The organism is Nonomuraea sp. NPDC052265, from assembly GCF_044547985.1.
Classification (GTDB): Bacteria; Actinomycetota; Actinomycetes; order Streptosporangiales; family Streptosporangiaceae; genus Nonomuraea.
The window spans coordinates 18,690-38,208 of the sequence record NZ_JBIUBJ010000030.1 but is presented as its reverse complement, the minus strand read 5'-3'; the positions used below and the strand labels follow the sequence as shown (position 1 = coordinate 38,208).

The following is a 19,519-nucleotide window of genomic DNA, read 5'->3' as shown; positions in this document are numbered from 1 at the left end:
ATTATCCCTCCTGGTCAACACTGGTTAGGCGCAAGGTCGTCAGAAGGGGCAGGTGATCCGAATACGGCAAGCGCGGCGCCTGCGCGGAAATCGCGGTCAATCCCTTGGTGAGCAGCACGTGGTCGATGCGCTCCCTGGGGGCGTCGGCGGGCGAGGTCGGCGGGTCCCCGAACGCGGTCAGCGGGTCGCTCAGCCCGGCCGCCTTCAGCACCTCCATGGCCGGATCGGTGGGCCGCGTGTTGAGGTCGCCCGCCAGGATCACCGGCCGCCTCACCTGCTCCCCGGCTCCGGCGGCGCGGTGCCCGGCCTCGTCGGCGTCCCGGCCGGCGGCCAGGGCGCGGGCGATCGCGGCCACCTCCGGGGCCTGGCCCTCGGGGGCCTGGAGGTGGGTGTTGACGATGCCCACCTCCCTGCCGCCGACCTCCAGGACGATCGCCTGGGCCTGGGCCCCCGTCGGGTAGTCGTGCGCGCCCAGGGGGTGGGAGTGCACCTGCTTGACCGGGAGGTTGGTGAGCAGCGCGTCGCCCCACACCTTGTCGGCGGCGGGGGCGAAGTGGTAGCGCATGCCGAGGCCGCGGGCGATCCTGGCCAGGTCGTCGTGGCCGCCGTTGAGCAGCCAGCCGCGGTCCACCTCGCTGAGCAGCACGACGTCGGGCTTCTGGGCCGCGGCCCACGACGCGATCTTGTCGAGCGACAGGCGGCCGTCCAGGCCGTAGCCCATGCGGATGTTGTAGGCGATCAGGGTGAAGGTGTCGCCCTGCTTGGCCCGTACGGGCGGCGCGGACGGCGTCCCGAGCGTGACGAGCCCCACCATGAGGACGGCGACCGCCGTCGGCAGCCATCCGAGGCGAACCGGCACGACCGGAGCCGGCGAGTGCCGGACCAGGGCGGTGATCACGCTGAGGGCGGCCACCAGCACCGCCACCGCCACGAGGATCAGGCCGTTGGGGAAACCGAGGTTCATGTCGTAGGCCGCGTAGTAGACGAACAGGCCGACGAAGAAGACCAGCCCGCCGCCGAGCACGGCCACGCCAGGACGTCGCCCGGCGGGATAGTCCGGCCGCGCGGTTCCGGCGAGCAGGGTGCCGAGCCAGCCGATCATCAGCACGGCGGCGTAGGGCGCCGACAGGGTGAGGATCAGTGTGAAGACCACCAGCAGGACCCCGGCCATGAGATCGAAGACGGGGGACAGCGGCGGGTGGGCGGCCTGCACGACGACCATGACCAGGACGATGGCGACCAGCCCGAGGCCCCCCAGCACCTGCCACAGGTCGGTCGGGCTCGTCTCGGGCTTGGCCCAGCCCGTGGCGGCCACGCCGGTCAGCAGCATCGCCGGGCCGAGCAGGAACCACGTCAGCGTGGGCGCCCGGTCCACCTCGGCGTCCGCCGGGCGCAGGAGGCTCAGGAAGGCGGCGCAGACGGAGAGCACCGCCAGCCACGGGACCAGGCCGTCACGCCAGACCAGATCCACGCCGTCCAGCAGCAGGTGGACGATCAGCGACAGGCTCAGCCCGCCCATGACGCCCACGGGGACGGCCCGGCGCGGCACGGTGTGGGCGCAGCCGTACAGGAAGACCAGGCCCGCGGTGACGCCGGCGGAGGCGACGTAGAGCTGGCCCACGCCCGCCTGCAGCAGGATCCTGGTGAGGACCAGCGCCGCGGCGCCGCCGAGCAGAGCGTGGCGCGGCTTGGCTAACAGCGCCAGGAAAGGCAGGATGAACCAGGCGGCGGCGTAGAGGCCCATCAGCTCCGGCGGCGTCTCGCCCGCGCGGCCGAACAGGGTGATCAACGACGGGAGGAAGACCCTCAACACGTCCAGCAGCAGCACGAGGCCGAGCGCGAGCATGATCGCCGGGCCGCGGGGGATGGTCATGAGGCATCCTCGTGTTCGGCTCCGATGATATGCAAGAGCTGGGGCGCTAAACTTCCAACAACCTTTTCGATTTGACGGTGGGAATCAGCGTGGAGCGTCGTCCTGGTGTGCCCAGACTTCTCCGGGAGATCAACGATCGGGCCGCACTGGAGCTGTTGCTGGCCACCGGCCCCATGACGAGGGGGCAGATCGGCGACCTGACCGGTCTGTCGAAGGTCACCGCCTCCCAGACGCTCGCGCGGCTGGAGGAGCGCGGCCTGGTCGAGGTGGTGGGCGCGCAGGCGGGCGGCAGGGGGCCGAACGCGGCGCTCTACTCGGTGATCCCCTCCAGCGCGTACGTGGCCGGTCTGGAGGTCGGCCCGGAGCTGATCTCGACCGCCGTGGCCGACATCCACGGCCGTACGATCGCCGAGGTCACCGTCGATCCCGGCGGCCACGACGACCCGGTCGCCGCCGTGCACGGCGCGATCGTCAAGGCGTGCCGCAGCGCCAAGGTGAGCCTGGCCAGGCTGCGCGGCGTGGTGATCGGCACCCCGGGCGTGGTCGACCCGCGCAGCGGCGACGTGCGCTTCTCCTTCGACCTGCCGGGCTGGCACGAGGGCATCCACGAGGCGCTCGCCGGCGACCTGCGGCGCGAGGTGACCATCGAGAACGACGTGAACCTCGCCGCCATCGCCGAGTACGCCGACGGCGCGGCCAAGGGCGTCGACGACTTCGTGCTGGTGTGGGCGAGCCGCGGTCTCGGCATGGCCGTCATGCTGGGCGGCAAGCTGCACCGGGGGCGGTCGGGCAGCGCGGGGGAGATCGGCTACCTGCCGGTGCCGGGCGTTCCGCTGCCGGAGGACATCCGTACCAAGCCGGGCCGGCTGCCCTCGCTGGCGGGCGGCCTGCAGTCGCTGGTCAGCGCCGAGGCGGTGGCCGAGCTGGCCCGTGGCTACGGTTTCACGGCCGAGAGCGCCGGAGAGTGCGTCGAGGTCGCGGTGGCGGCCGGGTCCCGCGGCGAGCCGATGCTCGATGAGATCGCCCACCGGCTGGCGCTGGGCGTGGCGGCGGTCTGCGTGATCCTCGACCCGGGGCTGGTCGTGCTGGCCGGGGAGGTGGGCCACGCCGGGGGATCCGCGCTGACCTCCCGGGTGGAGGAGGCCGTGGCGCGGATCTGCCCGGTGCGGCCGCAGGTGGTCACCACGGCGGTGGCCCATGCGAACCCGGTGTTGCGCGGCGCGGTGCTGGCCGCGGTGGACCAGGCGCGCGAGGAGCTCCTCGCGCCCTGATCCGGCGGGGGCGTGGTCGCCCGCCTCAGGCGGTGATCAGTTCCACGGCGGCCTGGGCGTTGGCCCTGGCCGCCCCGTACGTGGCGATGTAGGCGGCGCTGTCCGGCCGCCAGACCGGCAGGCCCATCTCGATCACCGTCGCGTCCTGGCGGGCCGCCACCAGCGCGGAGACCAGTTCCTGGCTCGCCTGGTAGCGGTGGGCGTCCTTCACCACGATGACCAGCGACCGGTTCGCGGCCTTGGCCAGCAGGGCGGGGACGTCGGCGGCCGCGGGCTCGACGCGGATGATCTCGGCGTCCGGCAGCCACGGGCCCACACCCCATGGCACGGTCCCCACGGCGATCGTGGGCGGGGTGTCCACCTCGATCACCAGGGGTTCGACCAGGGGTTCCGTCTCACCGGTCAGCCGCACGGCGCGGCGGGCGGCGTGCAGGCCGACCCCGTTCTGCTCGGCGGCGACCACCTCGGACGCGCCGAACCAGGCCCGCAGCGCCCGCACGCGCTCGGCCGCCTCCTCCAGCCTGGCGGCCGGCAGACGGCCCTCGGTCACCGCGGTCACGATCTCCGCGATGACCCGCTGGACGTCGTCCTCGCCGGGGATCGGGCCGAGGCAGATCAGGTCCGACCCGGCCGCGAGCGTGAGCACGGCGCCGTTGGCCAGGCCCACGCTCTTGGTGATCGCGTGCATGTCCAGCGCGTCCGTGATCACCACGCCGTCGTAGCCGAGCTCGCCCCTGAGGAGCCCGGTCAACGCGGCGGGCGACAGGGTGGCCGGGGTGTCCCCGGTCACCACCGGCACCGCCACGTGCGCGGTCATCACGGTCTTGGCGCCGGCCTCGATCGCCGCGCGGAACGGCGCGAGCTCGCGGGCGCGCAGCACGTCCAGGCCGACGTCCACGACGGGCACGGCCAGGTGGGAGTCCACCCGGGTGGCGCCGTGGCCGGGGAAGTGCTTGACGCAGGCGGCCACGTTCACCGACTGCAGCCCGTTGACCGCCGCGACCGTGTGCCTGGCCACCAGCGCCGGGTCGGCGCCGAAGGACCTGGTCCCGATCACCGGGTTGTCGGCCTCGGTGTTGACGTCGGCGCTCGGCGCGAGGTCCAGGTTGATGCCGCACGCGGCCAGCTCCGACCCGATCGCCGCGTAGACCCGGCAGGTCAGGTCCACGTCGTCGACCGCCCCCAGCGCCGCGTTCCCCGGGTACGGGCTGCCGACGTGGTAGGCCAGCCTGGTGACGTCCCCGCCCTCCTCGTCGAGCGAGATGACGGGCTCGGCCGAGGCGCGCAACGTCGCTGTGAGCGACCTGACCTGGTCGGGACCGGCGACGTTGAACCCGAAGAGCGTCACGCCGCCCAGGCCGTTGTCCAGCTCACGCAGCACCCAGCCGGGCGCCGTGGTGCCCTGGAAGGCGACGAGCAGCGTGCCGGCCGCGAGGCGACGCAGCCCCCGATCACTCTGACTCATGGCTCCTCATCACTTGAATGACGGCACGACCGGGTACGGCTCGGACGAACCCGAGCCGTACGAGGATCAGTGCCTGTTACCCCTTCACGGCCCCGGCGGTGAGACCGGCGACCATGCGGCGTTGTACCAGCAGGAAGAAGACGACCACCGGAAGGGTCATCAGGGTGGAACCGGCCATGATCGCGCCCCAGTCGACGCCCTTCTGGCCGAAGAAGTACTGCAGGGCGACCGGCATCGTGTAGCCCTCGGACCCCGACATCAGGTAGAGGGCGAACACCAGATCGTTCCAGGCGGTGATGAACGAGAAGATGCTCGTGGCCACCAACCCCGGCGCGACCAGCGGGAACAGCACCTTCCAGAACGTGGTCAGCCGGCTCGCCCCGTCGATCCAGGCCGCCTCCTCCAGCGTCCGCGGCACCGCCGCCACGAACGTGCGCAACATCCAGATGCCGAACGGCAGCGTCAGCGCGACCTGGGTGATGATCAGTCCGATGAGCTGGTCACCGAGGCCGACCCGCTTGACCATCATGTACAGCGGGATGAGCAGGCCCTCCGCCGGCAACATCTGCACGATCAGCAGGATGACCAGGAACGTGCCACGCCCCTTGAAGCGGAAGCGGGCGATGGCCGTGGCCGACAGCAGCGCGAAGACCGAGCCGATGAGCACGGTGCCGAGCGCCACGATCGCGCTGTTGCGCATGTAGAGCCAGATGGAGTTGTTCGCCACGCCCTCGGTCAGCACCCGCGCGAAGTGGTCGAAGGTGAAGTGCGTCGGGAACGGGATGAACTCCGTCGTGAAGATCTGGTCGTTCTCCTTGAAGCCGGTGGAGACCATCCAGTAGACGGGGAAGACCGCGTAGAGGAAGACCAGCACACCGGCCGTGTTCAGGAGGATCTTCCCGAGCTTCTTGCGGGCCAGCGGGTTCACATCTCCTCCTGCTTCACGATCTGTCGGACGTACGCGACGGTGATGACGAGCAGGATGATCGTCAGCACGATGGAGATCGCCGCGCCCGTGCCCAGCTTCTGCGGGGGCCTGAACGCCTCCGCGACCGCGTACATCGACAGGTTGAAGCCGTCACGGTTGGTCGGGCCGTTCATCAGCACGTAGAGCTGGCTGAAGACCTTGAAGTCCCAGATGATCGACAGGATCGTCAGGACGGCGAAGACCGGCTTGAGCAGCGGCAGGGTGATCTTCCTGAACGTCCGCCACGCCCCCGAGCCGTCGACCTTCGCCGCCTCGTACAGCTCGGACGGGATGCCCTTGAGGCCCGCGAGCACCGAGACCGCGATGAACGGGAACCCGGCCCACACCACGCACACGATCAGCGCGACGTAGAGCGGGAAGGTGTCGTTGAGCCAGGGGGTGCCCGTCCAGTCCCGCTGGCCGGCGGGCGGCGCGGCCAGCCAGTCGGGCAGCAGGTTGAGCAGCCAGTTGACGATGCCGGACTCGGCGTCGAAGAGCGAGCGCCAGATGACGCCCTGCGCGACCGGCGGCACGGCCCAGGCGAACATGCACCCGATGACCACGAACAGGGACATCTTCTTGCCGAGCTTGTTCAGCAGCACGCCGACCGCGGTGCCCACGATCAGGGTGAGGCTGACGGCGACGAAGGCGAACACCACGGTGTTGCGCAGAGCCGACCAGAAGATGTCGTTGGAGAGGACCTTGGTGAAGTTGTCCAGGCCCACCCATTCGGCCGGCTTACTGCCCCTGATCTGCGCGAGCCCGACCTTCTGGAAGGCCATCACGCCGAGCTGGAACATCGGGTACAGCAGCAGCCCCGCGATGACCAGCAGACCGGGGATGAGCAGCACGTACGGGATGCTCCATGTGGGCATCCCGGTGGCCTTGACGGGCCCGCCGCCCTTCTTACGGCGGCGCCCCGGGGCGGGGGACGAGCCCCTGCCCCGGGTGACCGTAGTCGTGTTCGCCATCGTTACTGGTTCAGGATCTCTTCGAGTTCCTTGTTGGCGTCAGCGAGAGCCGTGGTGGTGTCCTTCTTGCCCTCGATGACGGCGCGCGCCGCGTTCTGCAGCACGGCCTTGGTGGCGTCGGCCTCGGCCCAGTTCGGGTCGGCCGGGAACGCCTTGGCCTTGGCGAAGGCCTGGGCGAACGGGCCCTGCGCCGGGTCCTCGTTCAGCGCCGCCAGGGTGTCGGGGTAGACCGGCAGCAGGCCGCCTTCCTTGGCGTAGCGGTCGGCCCAGGTCTTGCTGGTGGCGAGCTTGATGTACTCCTTGCCGAGGTCGGCCTCCTTGGTGCCGCCCCACAGCGCGATGTCGTTGCCGCCGAAGAAGGACGGGGCCAGGCCGCCGGTCTTGGCGGGCAGCGGGAAGAAGCCGAGCTTGTCGCCCTTCAGCTTGCCCTTCGAGTCCTCCTCGATGCCGGGCAGGTCCCAGCCGGCGGTGAGGTACATCGCCACCTTGTTGTTGGCGAAGCGCTTGCGGATGTCGACGGTGTTCAGCGTCAGGTTCGCCTTGCCGGACAGGCCGCCGGTGACCAGGCCGGTGTAGGTCTCGAAGCCCTTCTGGAAGCCGGGGTCGGTCAGCTTGCCGACCCACTTGTCGCCTTCCTTGACGGCGAACTCGCCGCCCTCGGACCAGGCGAACGCGGCCAGCAGGTGGTTGGCGTCCGAGCCGCCGTTGAAGGCGAAGCCGTCGACGCCGGCGCCCTTCTCCTTCTGGATCTTCTTGGCCGCGGCGACGAGCTCGTCCCAGGTCTTGGGAACCTCGATCTTGAGGTCGGCGAACCAGTCCTTGCGGTAGAGCACGGCGCGGGCGCCGGCGCCCCACGGGATGCCGTAGACCTCGCCGTCGACCGTCTCGTAGCCGTAAAGGTTCTGGGGGATCTGGGCCCGGTCACCCTCGTGCGCGATGTCGGTGATCGGGGTGAGCGCGTCCTGGCTCTGCCACATCGGGACCTGGTCGTTGCCGATCTCGGTCACGTCCGGGCCGGTGCCGGTCGCGGCGGCGGCGAACTTGTCCGCCACCTGCGGCCACGGGATCCACTCAAGCTTTACCTCGGCGCCGGTCTGCGTCTTGAACTCGGCGTTGAGCTCTTCCATGTACTTGGCGGCGGCAGGGTTGCTGTCGCCCAGACGCCACACGCTCAGCGTCTTGCCCGCGAACTTCGGGCCGCTGGAAGCCGGGGCGGCCGCGCTGGACGACGGCTTCGGCTCCTCGCTTGACCCACAGGCAGCCAGGCCCAGGGCCAGGGCGGCCGTGGTGACCGTAGTGGCTGTGATCTTCGCGATCCTCACAGGGTTCTCCCTTCCCGGGTGCTGGCCTACGGTCCCGCACCAGGCTGATCGTCAAATGCCGAACGACGCTGTTAAACTAACAAGAAACTTTCTTAAAAGAAACGCTCGTTAGCCATTCGTGACGAGAGGGGTGCGGTAATGAGTCGAAGCCCGGGGATCCCCCGGTTGCTGCGCAGGTTGAACGACCGCTCGGCACTTGAACTCCTCCTCGCGGACGGTCCGCTGACCCGCGCCGAACTGGGGGAGCGAACGGGGCTCTCCAAGGTAACCGCAGGTCAGCTCCTGGCCCGCCTGGAAGAACGGGGCCTGGTGGAGGTCGCGGGCGAGCGCGCCGGCGGGAGGGGACCGCACGCCGCCCTGTACGCCGTGGTTCCGTCGAGCGCGTACGTCGCCGGGCTGGAGGTGCTGCCCGACAGCCTCACCGTCGGTGTGGCGGACATCACAGGTAAAATCGTCGTCGAGGTGACGGTCAACCCGTCCGACGCCCGCGAGCCGGTCAAGGCCGTCCACTCGGCCGTCCAGCGGGCCTGCGCCACGGCCAGCGTCGAGCTCTCCCAGCTCCGCTCCTTCGTCATAGGGACCCGGGGCGTCGTCGATCCCCGCAGCGGCGACGTGCGCTGGTCCTACGACCTGCCCGACTGGCACGTCGGCGTGCTGGCCAGCCTCCGCCAGACCCTGGGCGGCTCGGTCACCATAGAGAACGACGTCAACCTGGTCGCCCTGGCCGAGAGCCGCTACGGCGCCGCCGTCGGCCACGACGACTTCGTGGTCATCTGGGCCGGCGTCGGCCAGGGCCTCGGCGTCATGCTCGGCGGCCGGCTGCACCGCGGCATCACCGGCGGCGCGGGCGAGATCGGCTGGCTGCCGGTGCCGGGTGAGCCGCTGCCCTCCGACGTGTCGCAGCCGCAGTCCGGCTCGTTCCAGCGCCTGGTGGGCCACGACGCCCTGCGCGGCCTGGCCGGCGAGCACGGCGTGATCGGCCACACCGTGCCCGACCTGGTCCGCAACGGCGACGAGGACTACCTCGACGAGGTGGCGGGACGCCTGGCCGTGGGCGCGGCGGCCGTGGCCGTCGTGCTCGACCCCGAGCTGATCGTGCTCAGCGGCGACGTCGGGCGGGCCGGCGGCGAACGGCTGGCCGCCAAGGTCGAGGAGGCCGTGGCCCGCGTGTGCCCCAGCCAGCCGACCGTGGTGACCACCAGGGTGACCGGCAACGCGGTGCTGCGCGGGGCCCTGGTCGCGGCCCTGGAGCAGGCCCGGGAGCAGGTTTTCTCCGACACTGTGTGAGAATTTCTGCCCATGTGGCAGCTCGACACCGACGTAGTCCTCATCTCCGACCCGCGCGTCTCGGCGATCCCCGTCCGGGAGTGCGGCGAGCCGCTGGCCGACGTACGCGGGCGGCTGCGGGTCGACACGCGGATGGCCGACGCCGACGGCGCGTACGCGCACCTGCGCGCGGGGCTGCTCGACCGGCTTGAGCAGGCCGAGAGCGCGCTTCCCGACGGCTTCCACCTGCTGATCGTCGAGGGCTACCGGCCCATCGCCACCCAGCGGCGCATCTTCGAGGGCTACCGCGCCGAGCTGCTGACCACCTATCCCGGCATGACGCCCGGCGAGTCGTATGTCGCGGCGAGCCGTTACGTCTCGCCCGTCGAGGTCGCCCCCCACACCGCCGGCGCCGCCGTCGACCTGACCCTGTGCGCGCCCGACGGCACCGAGTACGACATGGGCACCCAGGTCAACGACAACCCCGAGGAGAGCGGCGGCGCCTGCTACACGGCCGCCGAGGGCATCCCGGCCGAGGCACGCGCCCACCGCGAGATCCTGGCCGCCGCCCTGGAGCCCGTGGGCCTGGTCAACTACCCGACCGAGTGGTGGCACTGGTCCTACGGCGACCGCTACTGGGCCATGTCCACCGGCGCCCCCGCCGCCCTGTACGGTCCTGCCCCCTTCTAGCCAGGTTTCTCCCCGGCAGCGGTACGGGCACAACCTGTGGCGGAGGCTTTTGGACTCCCCAGCGAGGTGTGCATGGTTCCGTTGATCGGGATCGAAGAGGAATACCTCGTCGTCGATCCCCACACCCGCCACGTGTCCCCCCGGGCAGCCGACGTCCTGGCCGCCGCGACGGACATGCTCGACGTGGCCCACGAGATCACCCGTTTCCAGGTGGAGGCCCGTACGCCGCCCTCCGCCGACCTGAGTGAGCTGGGTTCCCAGCTACGTACAGCACGGAAGGAGGTGGCCGAGGCGGCCCGGTCCTGCGGCCTGGCGGTCGTGGCCAGTGGCATCCCGGTGCTCGGCAACGTCATGCCGCCGCCGCTCACCGACGACCACCGCTATCTGCAGGGCAAGGAGCTCTACCGGGCGTTGCAGGACGAGATCAGCATCTGCGCGCTGCACGTGCACGTCGACGTACCGGACGAGGAGATCGCCGTCTACGTCGGCAACCATCTCAGACCCTGGCTGCCGACGCTGATCGCGCTGGCCGCCAACTCGCCGTTCTTCGTGGGCCGGGACACCGGCTACGCGTCCTGGCGGGTGATCAGCTGGGGGCGGTGGCCGGTGTCCGGCGCGCCGCCGTACTTCCCGACGTTCGGCGACTACGAGCAGGCGCTGCGCGCGCTGTCGGAGTCGGGCGCGCTGATGGACCCCAAGACGGTCTTCTGGGACACCCGCCCGTCGCCACGGCTGCCGACGGTCGAGATCAGGGTGGCCGACGTGCCGCTCGACGTGAGCGACAGCCTGACGATCATCGGCCTGATCCGGGCCCTGGTCGTGACCGCGTTGCGGGAGGTGGCGCGCGGCGACCGCGGGCTGCCGATCCCGTCGGAGGTGCTGCGGGCCGCCTACTGGCGGGCGGCCCGGGACGGCCTGGTAGGCGACAGCCTCGACGTGCGGCACGGAACGCTCGTGCCCGCCACGGTGATGGCCCGCCGCCTGTTCGGCCACGTACGCGCCGCGCTGGCCGAGGCCGGCGACCTGACCTTCATCGAAGAGGGTCTGGAACGGCTGCTGAGCAAGGGCTCCGGTGCGGTGCGCCAGCGGCGCGTGCACGCCCGGGGCAACGACCTGACCGACGTGGTGGACGATCTGATCGAGGCCACCGTCGCCTGAACCGCCCGTTCAACGCAGCGCGAGCACCGCCGCCACGCCGAGGCCGAAGGTCACGACGACGCCGCGCAGCACGTTCGGCGGCATGAGCCGGGCCACGCGGGTGCCGAGGAAGCCACCCGCCAGGCTGGACGGCGCCACCACCGCCACGGCCTGCCACTCCACCGGCCCGAACAGCGAGAACGCCACCACCGAGACCGTGCTGACGACCAGCGCCAACGCGGCCCGCACGGCGTTGACCCGGTGCAGGTCGTCGTGCAGGAACATGCCGAGCACGGCCAGCAGCAGCACGCCCATCCCGCCGTTGAAGTAGGCGCCGTAGCAGCCGCCCAGGAACACCCCGGCGTACACCAGCCTGCTCGGATCCTGTCCGGCCGCGCCGCCGAAGCGGGCCCGCAACCACGGCTGGGCCAGCAGCGCGAGGCTGGCGAAGGCCACCAGCCACGGCACCAGCGAGTCGAACAGCCGGCCCGGCGTGAGCAGCAGCAGCGAGCTGCCCGCCACCGCGCCCGCCACGGTCGTGGCCGACAGCCCCGCCACCCCGCGCCGCTGTCCGCGCAGCTCGGCGCGGTAGCCGAGGACGCCGCCCAGATAGCCGGGCCACAGGGCCACCGCGTTGGTCACCGACGCCGTGACGCCCGGATAGCCGAAGGCCACCAGCGCCGGGAAGGAGACCAGCGTGCCGCCCCCGGCCAGGGCGTTCACCACCCCGGCCACCAGTCCGACCCCGGCCAGAAACGCAAGCTCCCCGACCGTCACCACCCCACCCCCGGCCGGGACCCGTGGCCGGCGGTCGTCATCGGCCCGCTCCCTGAGAGGGACGCGAGGGCGGGGGCGTCATCGGCCCGCCGCGTAGCCCTGGGCGCCGCGAGGGTTGGCCGCGGCCTTCAGGAAGCCGCCGTCGCGGGCCACCGCGCTCAGCCTGCCGAGCGACCACGGCCCCTCGACCTCGACCTCGTGCCCGCGCCGCCGCAGCTCGGCCACCACACCAGGGTCGAGCCGCTCCTCGACGTGCAGCACCCCGAGACGCGAACCCCGCGGGAAGAACGAGCTGGGGAAGTGCGCCGAGTGGAACATGGGGGCCTCGATCGCCTCCTGGAGGTTCAGCCGCCCGTGCACGACGGCCAGGAAGAAGTTCACGCTCCACTGGTCCTGCTGGTCGCCGCCCGGGGTGCCGAACGCCAGCCACGGGCTGCCGTCCCTGGTGGCGAACGACGGCGACAACGTCGTGCGCGGGCGCGCGCCGGGCCGCAGCGAGGCGGGCAGCCCCTCCTGGAGCCAGAACATCTGCGCTCGAGGTCGAACCCGGCCAACAACGCGAGCTGCTGCAGGAAGACCGGCCCCTGCCCCCAAGGTCCCGTCTTGTACACGGTGTGCCCGCGGTAGTCGAAGCTCACCGGTTCCTCGACCGAGGCCGACCAGCGGGCCAGGTCGTCCCCGGTGAGCAGGCCGCCGTGGACCTCGCCCGAGCTGTCCCGCCAGGCGGTGCCGGAGCTGAAGCCGGCGACGGCCTCGGCGACGAAACCCTCGTACCAGGCATGTCTGGCGGCGGCGAGCTGCCCTTCGCGGGTACCCGACGCGGCCTCGGCCTCGGCGACCAGCCTGCGGTAGGTCGCCGCGAGCACCGGATTGGCCAGCCTCGACCCCGGCGCCGGCACCCGGCCGTCCGGCAGCCAGGTGGCCGCCGACGTGGGCCAGTCGCGGGTGAACAGCTCCTCGACCGTGCCGATCGTGGCGGCGATCCGGTCGAGCACCGGCACGCCGTGCTCGGCGTAGTGGATCGCCGGGGCCAGCACCTCGGCCGGCGACCAGGTGCCCCAGCGCTTCAGCAGCAGCATCCAGCCGCCGAACGCGCCCGGCACCGTCGCCGCCAGCAGGCCCGTGCCGGGGACGACGTCCAGGCCCATCGCGGTGAAGCGCTCGACGGTCGCGGCGGCCGGGGCCACGCCCTGGCCGCACACCGCCGACACCTTCTGCTCCTGCTCGCTCCATAGCAGGATCGGCACCTCGCCGCCGGGGCCGTTCAGGTGCGGTTCGGCGACCTGGAGCACGAACCCGGCCGTCACCGCCGCGTCGAAGGCGTTGCCGCCGCGTTCCAGGACGCCCATTCCGGCCGCCGAGGCCAGCCAGTGGGTGCTGGCGACCATGCCGAAGTCGCCCGTCAGTTCGGGCCTGGTGGTGAACAACGGTCTCTCCTCCGGGGGACGGTTCAGGAGACTGTATACAATCCCCGCGTCTCAACCGTCCTGCGGGGGGTCGGTTGTCACCTGGGCGTCCCCGTCCGGGCGGTCCGTCGTACGGGCCACGGCCGCGAGGAACGACCGGCGCGCGGCGGCGACGTGCGCGACCGCCCTGGCCTGGGCCTCGTCCTCGTCGCCCGCCGCGATGGCCTCGCACAGGCTCAGGTGCTCCGTCCAGGAGTGCGGCGCCCGGACGGCGGCGGTCTGGCTGAAGACCCACTGCGCCCGCTGCACCATCGGCTTCATCATCAGGTTGAGGTAGGAGTTGCCCGCCGCCTCGCCCACGGCCAGGTGGAAGGCGGTGTTGAGCTCGGCCACCTCCGCCGGCCGCCCGGCCTCGACGGCTTCCCTGGCCGCGTCGAGCACCCGGCGCAGCCGCTCGACGGCCTCGGGGCGGCGCTTGCGTGCCGCCAGCCGGGCGGCCAGGCCCTCGACCGCCATGCGCACGTCGAAGAGCTCCTCGCCCTCCTCGGCCGACAGCCGCGCGACCGTCGCGCCGATCCGCGGGACGACCTCGACGAACCCCTCGGTCGCCAGCACCCGGATGGACTCGCGCACGGGGTTGCGCGACACGCCGAGCAGCGCGGCCAGCCGGTCCTCGACCAGCCGCTCGCCCTGGGCCAGCTCGCCGGAGAGTATGCGGCGGCGCAGGTCTTCGGTGACCTCGACCCGCAGGGAGGTGCGGGCCGCGCCCGACGTCAGTTCAGCCATATGACGGCCCATCGTATACAGACTCGGTCAGTCGCCGAGGCCGTCCGCGGCGGTGGCGGGTCTGGCCACCTCCCACATGCGGTCGAACTCGGCCATGAAGTGCCCGTACCAGAAGTGGTCGCGGCGCGGGGTCAGCGTGAAGACCGGATCGCGGCCCGCGGTGCTGTGCGTGCCCAGCTCCACGTGGATGATGCCGTCGTCGTCGCCGGGATCGAGCAGGACCAGCCCGAACGCGGGCACGAACGGCAGGAAGCGCACCTCGACGCGGTCCCGGCGGGGCAGGTCGCGCAGCAGGTAGAGGGTGGACTTCACGCGATGGGTGAAGACGTCGGTCTGCTCCGGGATCGTGCTCCGCCTGGCCGCCTCCTCGGGCGCGGTGCCCGCCGGGTCGATCACCAGGACCTTGAGCGACGCGCCGCGTTCCAGCGCCTTGTGCAGGTCGGCGACGTGGGCGCGGATCGTGCGGCTCAGCGTCACCCCGGCGAGACGCAGGTCGCCGGTGCGGGCGACCCGCTGCTCCAGGCCCTCCTTGCGGGTGGTCAGGAACGTCTCCCCGGCCAGGCGGTCGCGTACGAGGGCGTTGAGCTCGGCCACGCGGGCCTCCAGGTCGGCCACCTGGTGCTTGGGGCCGAGCGCGGACACCGCCAGCAGGGCGAGCGTGGCCAGCGTCGCCGCCGCCAGGATCTCGCCCTTGACCACGCCGACGACGCCGAGCACGCCCACCACGAGCGCGATGACCGTCGTGACGTAGATCTCCAGGTTCTTGCCGGAGCCGAGGTCGGAACGTAAGCGTCGCAGAGGCGGCATGCCCCCATCCTCCAGCCTTTCCGGCCGCCACGCTCGTCAGGCGCGCAGGCGCAGCCCCCTCGGGGTCGGATGGAACCCGGCCGCCTCCAGGGCCGCGGCCAGCGGCGACTCCACGATGGACGCGCCGTCGGCCCGCTCCACGGTCAGCTTCCCGAGCGCCCCGTCGCGGACGGCCAGGGCCAGGGCGTCGACGGCCGGCCGCAGCCGCTCGTCGTCGGCGAACGACAACAACGTCTTGCCGCCCCGCTCCACATAGAGGACGAGGTAGCCGTCCACGAGCACGACCAGCGAGCCCGCCTTCCTGCCCGGCTTGTGCCCGACGTCTCCAGGGCGCTGCGGCCAGGGGAGCGCGGCCCCGTACGGGCTGGCCGGATCGGCCGCGGCCAGCACCACGGCCCGCCGCCCCGGCGTCACCCGCCGCTCCCAAGCGGGGGCCCCGGACGCGGGACCGGAGCCCTCATCCGGCCCGCCCCCCGTCGGCGCGATGCTCGGGGCCATGGCGCGCATGCGGTCGACCGCGCCCGGCAGCGCGAACTGCGCACCCCCCAGCCCCTCGACGAAGTAGCCGCGGCGGCACCGCCCGCTCTCCTCGTAGGCGCGAAGCACCTGGTAGACAGGCGTGAACCCGCCAGGCAGCCGTTCGGAGGTCACCGCCCCCCGCGTCACCACCCCGTGCCGTTCGAGCAGCGCCTCGGCCTGGGCGTGCGCCCGCTGCGTCGCGTCGTCGGCGGGCCCGGGCAGCAGCCACCACCGCCCGGCCACGGTCGGCGGCCCGCTCCTCGACGGCAGCACGGCCCGGCGCCGCCGCGTCGTGGCGGGCCTGTGAGCGGGACGCCCGGTGCCCAGCGTGGCCCGCAGCGGCGCGAGCGTGTCGCCGGAGACCCGGCCCGACCACACCAGATCCCACAGCGCGGAGACCAGCGCCGCGTCGTCGAGCGCCCCGCCCTGGGCCCCGAGCTGGTCGGAGATGCCCCGGAAGAACAGCGCGCCCCCGCCGCCCAGCAGGTCGAGCACGCGCTCGTGCAGCGGCGTCATCGTGATCTCGGCGGGCTCGGGCAGCAGCAACGGCGCGGTGTCGGCGAAGTAGAGCGACACCCAGCCGTCGCCGCCGGGCAACGACCCCTGCCCCACCCACATCACCTCGCCCGACGAGGTCAGCTCGTCGAGCAGCGCCGGATGGTAGCCGGGCACCCGCGAGGGCAGCACCAGCGTCTCCAGCGCCGACGCCGGCACCGCCGCCCCCTGGAGCTGCTCGACGGAACGCACCAGCGCGTCCATGGCCCGGGCCGCCCCGGCACGCGAGCCGTCGGGCGAGCCCGAACCGGTGATGCCGTGCCAGGCGGGCAGGAAACGGGCCAGCGTCTCGGGCGCGACCGGCTCGACCTCCTTGCGCAGCCGGGCCAGCGACCTGCGGCGCAACATCCGCAGCACCCCGGCGTCGCACCACTCCTCGCCCCGGCCGCCCGGACGGAACTCCCCGTTGACGACCCGCCCCGAGGCGGCCAGCCGCCGCAGCGTGTCGGTGACCACGGCCGCGCCGAGCCCGAACCTGGCGGCGGCGGTGCCGGCGTGGAAGGGGCCTCGGGTACGGGCGTGCCGGGCCACCAGGTCGGCCAGCGGGTCGGGCACCGGCTCCAGGAACACGTGCGGCACCCCCACGGGCAGCGGCACGCCCAGCGCGTCGCGCAGCCGGGCGGCGTCCTCGACGGCCGCCCACTGCTCCTCGCCCGCGACGCGCAGGCGGATGGCCCGGCGCGCGCGTTCGAGCTCCTCCAGCCAGGACGGGTCGCCGCCGCGCACGCTCACGTCGGGCGTCAGCAGCGGCCCGTGCGAGCGCAGCAGGTCGGCCAGGTCTTCGGCGTCGCGCAGCGGCCGGTCGAGCCGGGCCAGCTCGCGCTCGCTGCTCACGATCACGTCGGGGTCGAGCAGCTCGCGCAGGTCGGCCTGGCCGAGCAGCTCGGCCAGCAGCGTGGTGTCCAGCGCCAGGGCCTGCGCGCGGCGTTCGGCCAGCGGCGCGTCGCCCTCGTACATGAACGCGCCGACGTAGTGGAACAGCAGCGACGCGGCGAACGGCGAGGCCTGCGAGGTCTCCACCTCCACGACCCGGATCCGGCGCGCCGCGATGTCGCGCATGAGCTGGACCAGCCCCGGCACGTCGAACACGTCCTGGAGGCACTCGCGCATCGTCTCCAGCACGATCGGGAACGAGGCGTACTGGGAGGCCACGCCCAGCAGGTGGGCGGCCCGCTGGCGCTGCTGCCACAGCGGGCTGCGCCGGCCCGGCACCCGGCGCGGCAGCAGCAGCGCCCGCCCGGCGCACTCCCTGAACCGGGAGGCGAACATGGCCGAACCGCCCAGTTCCTCGGTGACGATCTGCTCGATCTCCTCGGCGTCGAACGCCGCCACGTCGGTGGGCGGCTCGGCCAGCGTGTCGGGAATGCGCAGCACGATGCCGTCGTCGGAGTGCACGGCCTGCACGTCGATGCCGTAACGCTCGCGCAGCCGCCGGTTGATCGCCAGCGCCCAGGGGGCGTGCACCCGCGCGCCGTAGGGGGAGTGGATCACCACCCGCCAGTCGCCCAGCTCGTCGTGGAAGCGCTCGACCAGCAGAGTACGGTCGTCGGGCACGTAGCCGGTGGCCTCGCGCTGCTCGTTGAGGTAGGCCAGCAGGTTGCCCGCGGCGAACTCGTCGAGCCCCGCCTCCCGCATGCGGTCGGTGGAACCGTGCTTGGCCTGCTCCCGCAGGAACTGCCCGATCGCCCGGCCCAGCTCGGCCGGCCGCCCGGCCGCGTCGCCGTGCCAGAACGGCAGCTTGCCCGGCTGGCCGGGAGCGGGGGAGACCAGCACCCGGTCGGCCGTGATGTCCTCGATCCGCCACGACGTCGCGCCCAGCACGAACACGTCGCCGACGCGCGACTCGTAGACCATCTCCTCGTCCAGCTCGCCCACCCGGGACGCCTTCTCACCCACGAGGAACACGCCGAACAGGCCCCGGTCGGGGATCGTGCCGCCGTTGGTCACGGCCAGCCGTTGCGCGCCGGGCCGCCCCTGGAGCGTGCCGGAGACGCGGTCCCAGACGATGCGCGGCCGCAGCTCGGCGAACTCCTCGCTCGGGTAGCGCCCCGCCAGCATGTCGAGGGTCGCCTCCAGCGCGCTGCGCGGCAGGGTGGCGTAGGGGGCGGCCCGCTTGACCACGGTCTCCAGCTCGTCGACGGTCCACTCGTCGAGCGCGGTCATGGCCACGATCTGCTGGGCCAGCACGTCGAGCGGGTTACGCGGGTAGCGCAGCTCCTCGATCTGCCCGCCGCGCATGCGCTCGGCCACCACGGCCGTCTGGACGAGGTCGCCCCGGTACTTGGGGAAGATCACCCCGCGGGACACCGCGCCCACCTGGTGGCCGGCCCGGCCGATGCGCTGCAGCCCGCTGGCCACGCTCGGCGGGGCCTCCACGCACGCCACCAGATCGACCGCGCCCATGTCGATGCCCAGCTCCAGGCTGGAGGTGGCGACCACGGCGGGCAGCCGCCCCGACTTGAGCGCCTCCTCGATCTGGGCCCGCTCCTCCTTCGACACCGAGCCGTGGTGGGCCCGGACGATCTCCGTCACCACCCCCTTGCTCGCCCCCGCCTGCGCCATCGTCTCGGCGGGCATGCGCCTGGGCGGCGCCGGGGGCTCCCGGCGGTCCGGCGGCGCCTCCGGACTCTCCACCGGCGTCTCCCAGATCGACAGGTCGATCGCCTCCAGCCCCTGCCGCCGCGCGTAGGCCAGCTCGTTGAGCCGGGTGCACAGCCGCTCGGCCAGTCGCCTGGAGTTGGCGAACACGATCGTCGAGCTGTGGGCCTCGATGAGGTCGAACAGGCGGTCCTCCACATGGGGCCAGATCGACCGGCCGGAGGACGGCTCGGCCTGCTCGGGATCGGGCGCCCCCTCCATCTCCGTCATGTCCTCGACCGGGACGACGACCTCGATCTCGATGCGCTTGTCGGACGGCGGCTGCACCACCGTGGCCGGACGCGTGCCGCCGAGGAAGGCCGCCACCTCGCTCACCGGCCGCACGGTCGCCGACAGCCCCACCCGCTGCGCCGGACGCTCCAGCAGCGCGTCGAGCCGCTCCAGGCTGAGCGCCAGATGGGCGCCGCGCTTGGTGGCCGCGACCGCGTGCACCTCGTCGACGATCACCGTCTCGACGTCGCGCAGCGCGTCGCGCGCCTGGCTGGTGAGCAGCAGGAACAGCGACTCGGGGGTGGTGATCAGGATGTCGGACGGCTTGGCCGCGAACCGCCTGCGCTCCTCGGCCGGGGTGTCGCCGGAGCGGATCGCCACCGAGATCTCCGGCACGGGCAGCCCGAGCCGGCGCGCCGTCTGCCTGAGCCCGGCCAGCGGCGCGCGCAGGTTGCGCTCGACGTCGACGGCCAGCGCCTTGAGCGGCGACACGTAGAGCACGCGGGTGCCCGGTTTGGGGGCTTTCGCCGTCGTCTCGCCGGAGGGCTGCCCGGCAGCCCGCGCCGCGAGCCTGTCGAGCGACCACAGGAAGGCCGCCAACGTCTTGCCCGACCCCGTAGGGGCCACGACCAGCGTGTTGTCGCCGCGCGCGATCGACTCCCACGCGCCCTCCTGGGCCGCCGTGGGCGCCTGGAAGGCGCCGGCGAACCATTGCCTGGTCACCTGGGTGAAGTGGTCTAGCGAGCTCACCAGCACATACTGCCTCGCGTCACCGACAGAAAACGCATTGGAGCGGCGCCGGGCGATTGAGTGGGGGTCAAGGCGGACATACAGCGACC

General features: G+C 72.5%; 13 protein-coding genes and 1 pseudogene. 4 read left to right on the top strand and 10 right to left on the bottom strand.

The features are described 5' to 3' along the window. Position 1 precedes the first annotated feature (1 nt). Complete coding sequence (locus ACIHAD_RS44255; RefSeq protein ID WP_397360844.1) at positions 2-1,873, bottom strand: endonuclease/exonuclease/phosphatase family protein; 1,872 nt, start codon at positions 1,871-1,873, stop codon at positions 2-4. An 89-nt stretch (positions 1,874-1,962) separates the two neighbouring features. On the opposite strand from ACIHAD_RS44255, the gene ACIHAD_RS44250 reads away from it, so the two are divergent. Next, positions 1,963-3,144 (top strand): ROK family protein, encoded by a 1,182-nt coding sequence (locus ACIHAD_RS44250; protein ID WP_397360879.1) that lies wholly within the window; start codon positions 1,963-1,965, stop codon positions 3,142-3,144. Between the two features lie 25 nt (positions 3,145-3,169). Here the strand turns inward: ACIHAD_RS44250 and ACIHAD_RS44245 are convergent, their stop codons facing one another. The 4 genes from ACIHAD_RS44245 to ACIHAD_RS44230 form a co-directional block, all read right to left on the bottom strand. Continuing rightward, the gene (locus ACIHAD_RS44245) at positions 3,170-4,609 is read right to left on the bottom strand and encodes a glycoside hydrolase family 3 protein (protein WP_397360843.1); all 1,440 of its coding nucleotides are present in this window, start codon (positions 4,607-4,609) and stop codon (positions 3,170-3,172) included. Positions 4,610-4,685: 76 nt separating this feature from the next. Then, positions 4,686-5,537, bottom strand: coding sequence for a carbohydrate ABC transporter permease (locus ACIHAD_RS44240; protein ID WP_397360842.1), 852 nt, complete (start codon positions 5,535-5,537; stop codon positions 4,686-4,688). Continuing rightward, positions 5,534-6,547: a carbohydrate ABC transporter permease gene (locus tag ACIHAD_RS44235; RefSeq protein WP_397360841.1), complete on the bottom strand. Its 1,014-nt coding sequence runs from the start codon at positions 6,545-6,547 to the stop codon at positions 5,534-5,536. The genes ACIHAD_RS44240 and ACIHAD_RS44235 overlap by 4 nt, the downstream gene beginning before the upstream one ends. Before the next feature lie 2 nt (positions 6,548-6,549). Next, positions 6,550-7,869 carry an extracellular solute-binding protein gene (locus ACIHAD_RS44230; RefSeq protein WP_397360840.1) on the bottom strand — a complete coding sequence of 440 codons (1,320 nt, stop codon included), beginning with the start codon at positions 7,867-7,869 and terminating at the stop codon, positions 6,550-6,552. Between the two features lie 138 nt (positions 7,870-8,007). On the opposite strand from ACIHAD_RS44230, the gene ACIHAD_RS44225 reads away from it, so the two are divergent. The 3 genes from ACIHAD_RS44225 to ACIHAD_RS44215 all read left to right on the top strand — a co-directional run bounded on the left by ACIHAD_RS44225 (position 8,008) and on the right by ACIHAD_RS44215 (position 10,983). Next, positions 8,008-9,156 (top strand): ROK family protein, encoded by a 1,149-nt coding sequence (locus ACIHAD_RS44225; RefSeq protein WP_397360839.1) that lies wholly within the window; start codon positions 8,008-8,010, stop codon positions 9,154-9,156. A gap of 12 nt (positions 9,157-9,168) precedes the next feature. Then, on the top strand, positions 9,169-9,825 hold the full coding sequence (locus ACIHAD_RS44220; RefSeq protein ID WP_397360838.1) for a M15 family metallopeptidase: 657 nt from the start codon (positions 9,169-9,171) through the stop codon (positions 9,823-9,825). A 72-nt stretch (positions 9,826-9,897) separates the two neighbouring features. After that, complete coding sequence (locus tag ACIHAD_RS44215; RefSeq protein WP_397360837.1) at positions 9,898-10,983, top strand: glutamate--cysteine ligase; 1,086 nt, start codon at positions 9,898-9,900, stop codon at positions 10,981-10,983. 9 nt (positions 10,984-10,992) lie between these two features. On the opposite strand, the gene ACIHAD_RS44210 is transcribed toward ACIHAD_RS44215, so the two are convergent. The 5 genes and pseudogenes from ACIHAD_RS44210 to ACIHAD_RS44190 form a co-directional block, all read right to left on the bottom strand. Then, a complete protein-coding gene (locus tag ACIHAD_RS44210; protein WP_397360836.1) occupies positions 10,993-11,739 on the bottom strand; it encodes a sulfite exporter TauE/SafE family protein in 747 nt (248 codons plus the stop codon). A 78-nt stretch (positions 11,740-11,817) separates the two neighbouring features. After that, positions 11,818-13,127, bottom strand: a pseudogene (locus tag ACIHAD_RS44205) (gamma-glutamyltransferase family protein). Positions 13,128-13,217: 90 nt separating this feature from the next. Continuing rightward, a complete protein-coding gene (locus ACIHAD_RS44200) occupies positions 13,218-13,931 on the bottom strand; it encodes a GntR family transcriptional regulator (protein WP_397360835.1) in 714 nt (237 codons plus the stop codon). A gap of 27 nt (positions 13,932-13,958) precedes the next feature. Next, positions 13,959-14,738 carry a hypothetical protein gene (locus tag ACIHAD_RS44195; RefSeq protein ID WP_397360834.1) on the bottom strand — a complete coding sequence of 260 codons (780 nt, stop codon included), beginning with the start codon at positions 14,736-14,738 and terminating at the stop codon, positions 13,959-13,961. 36 nt (positions 14,739-14,774) lie between these two features. Further along, positions 14,775-19,430 (bottom strand): ATP-dependent helicase, encoded by a 4,656-nt coding sequence (locus ACIHAD_RS44190; protein WP_397360833.1) that lies wholly within the window; start codon positions 19,428-19,430, stop codon positions 14,775-14,777. Between the last annotated feature and the right edge of the window lie 89 nt (positions 19,431-19,519).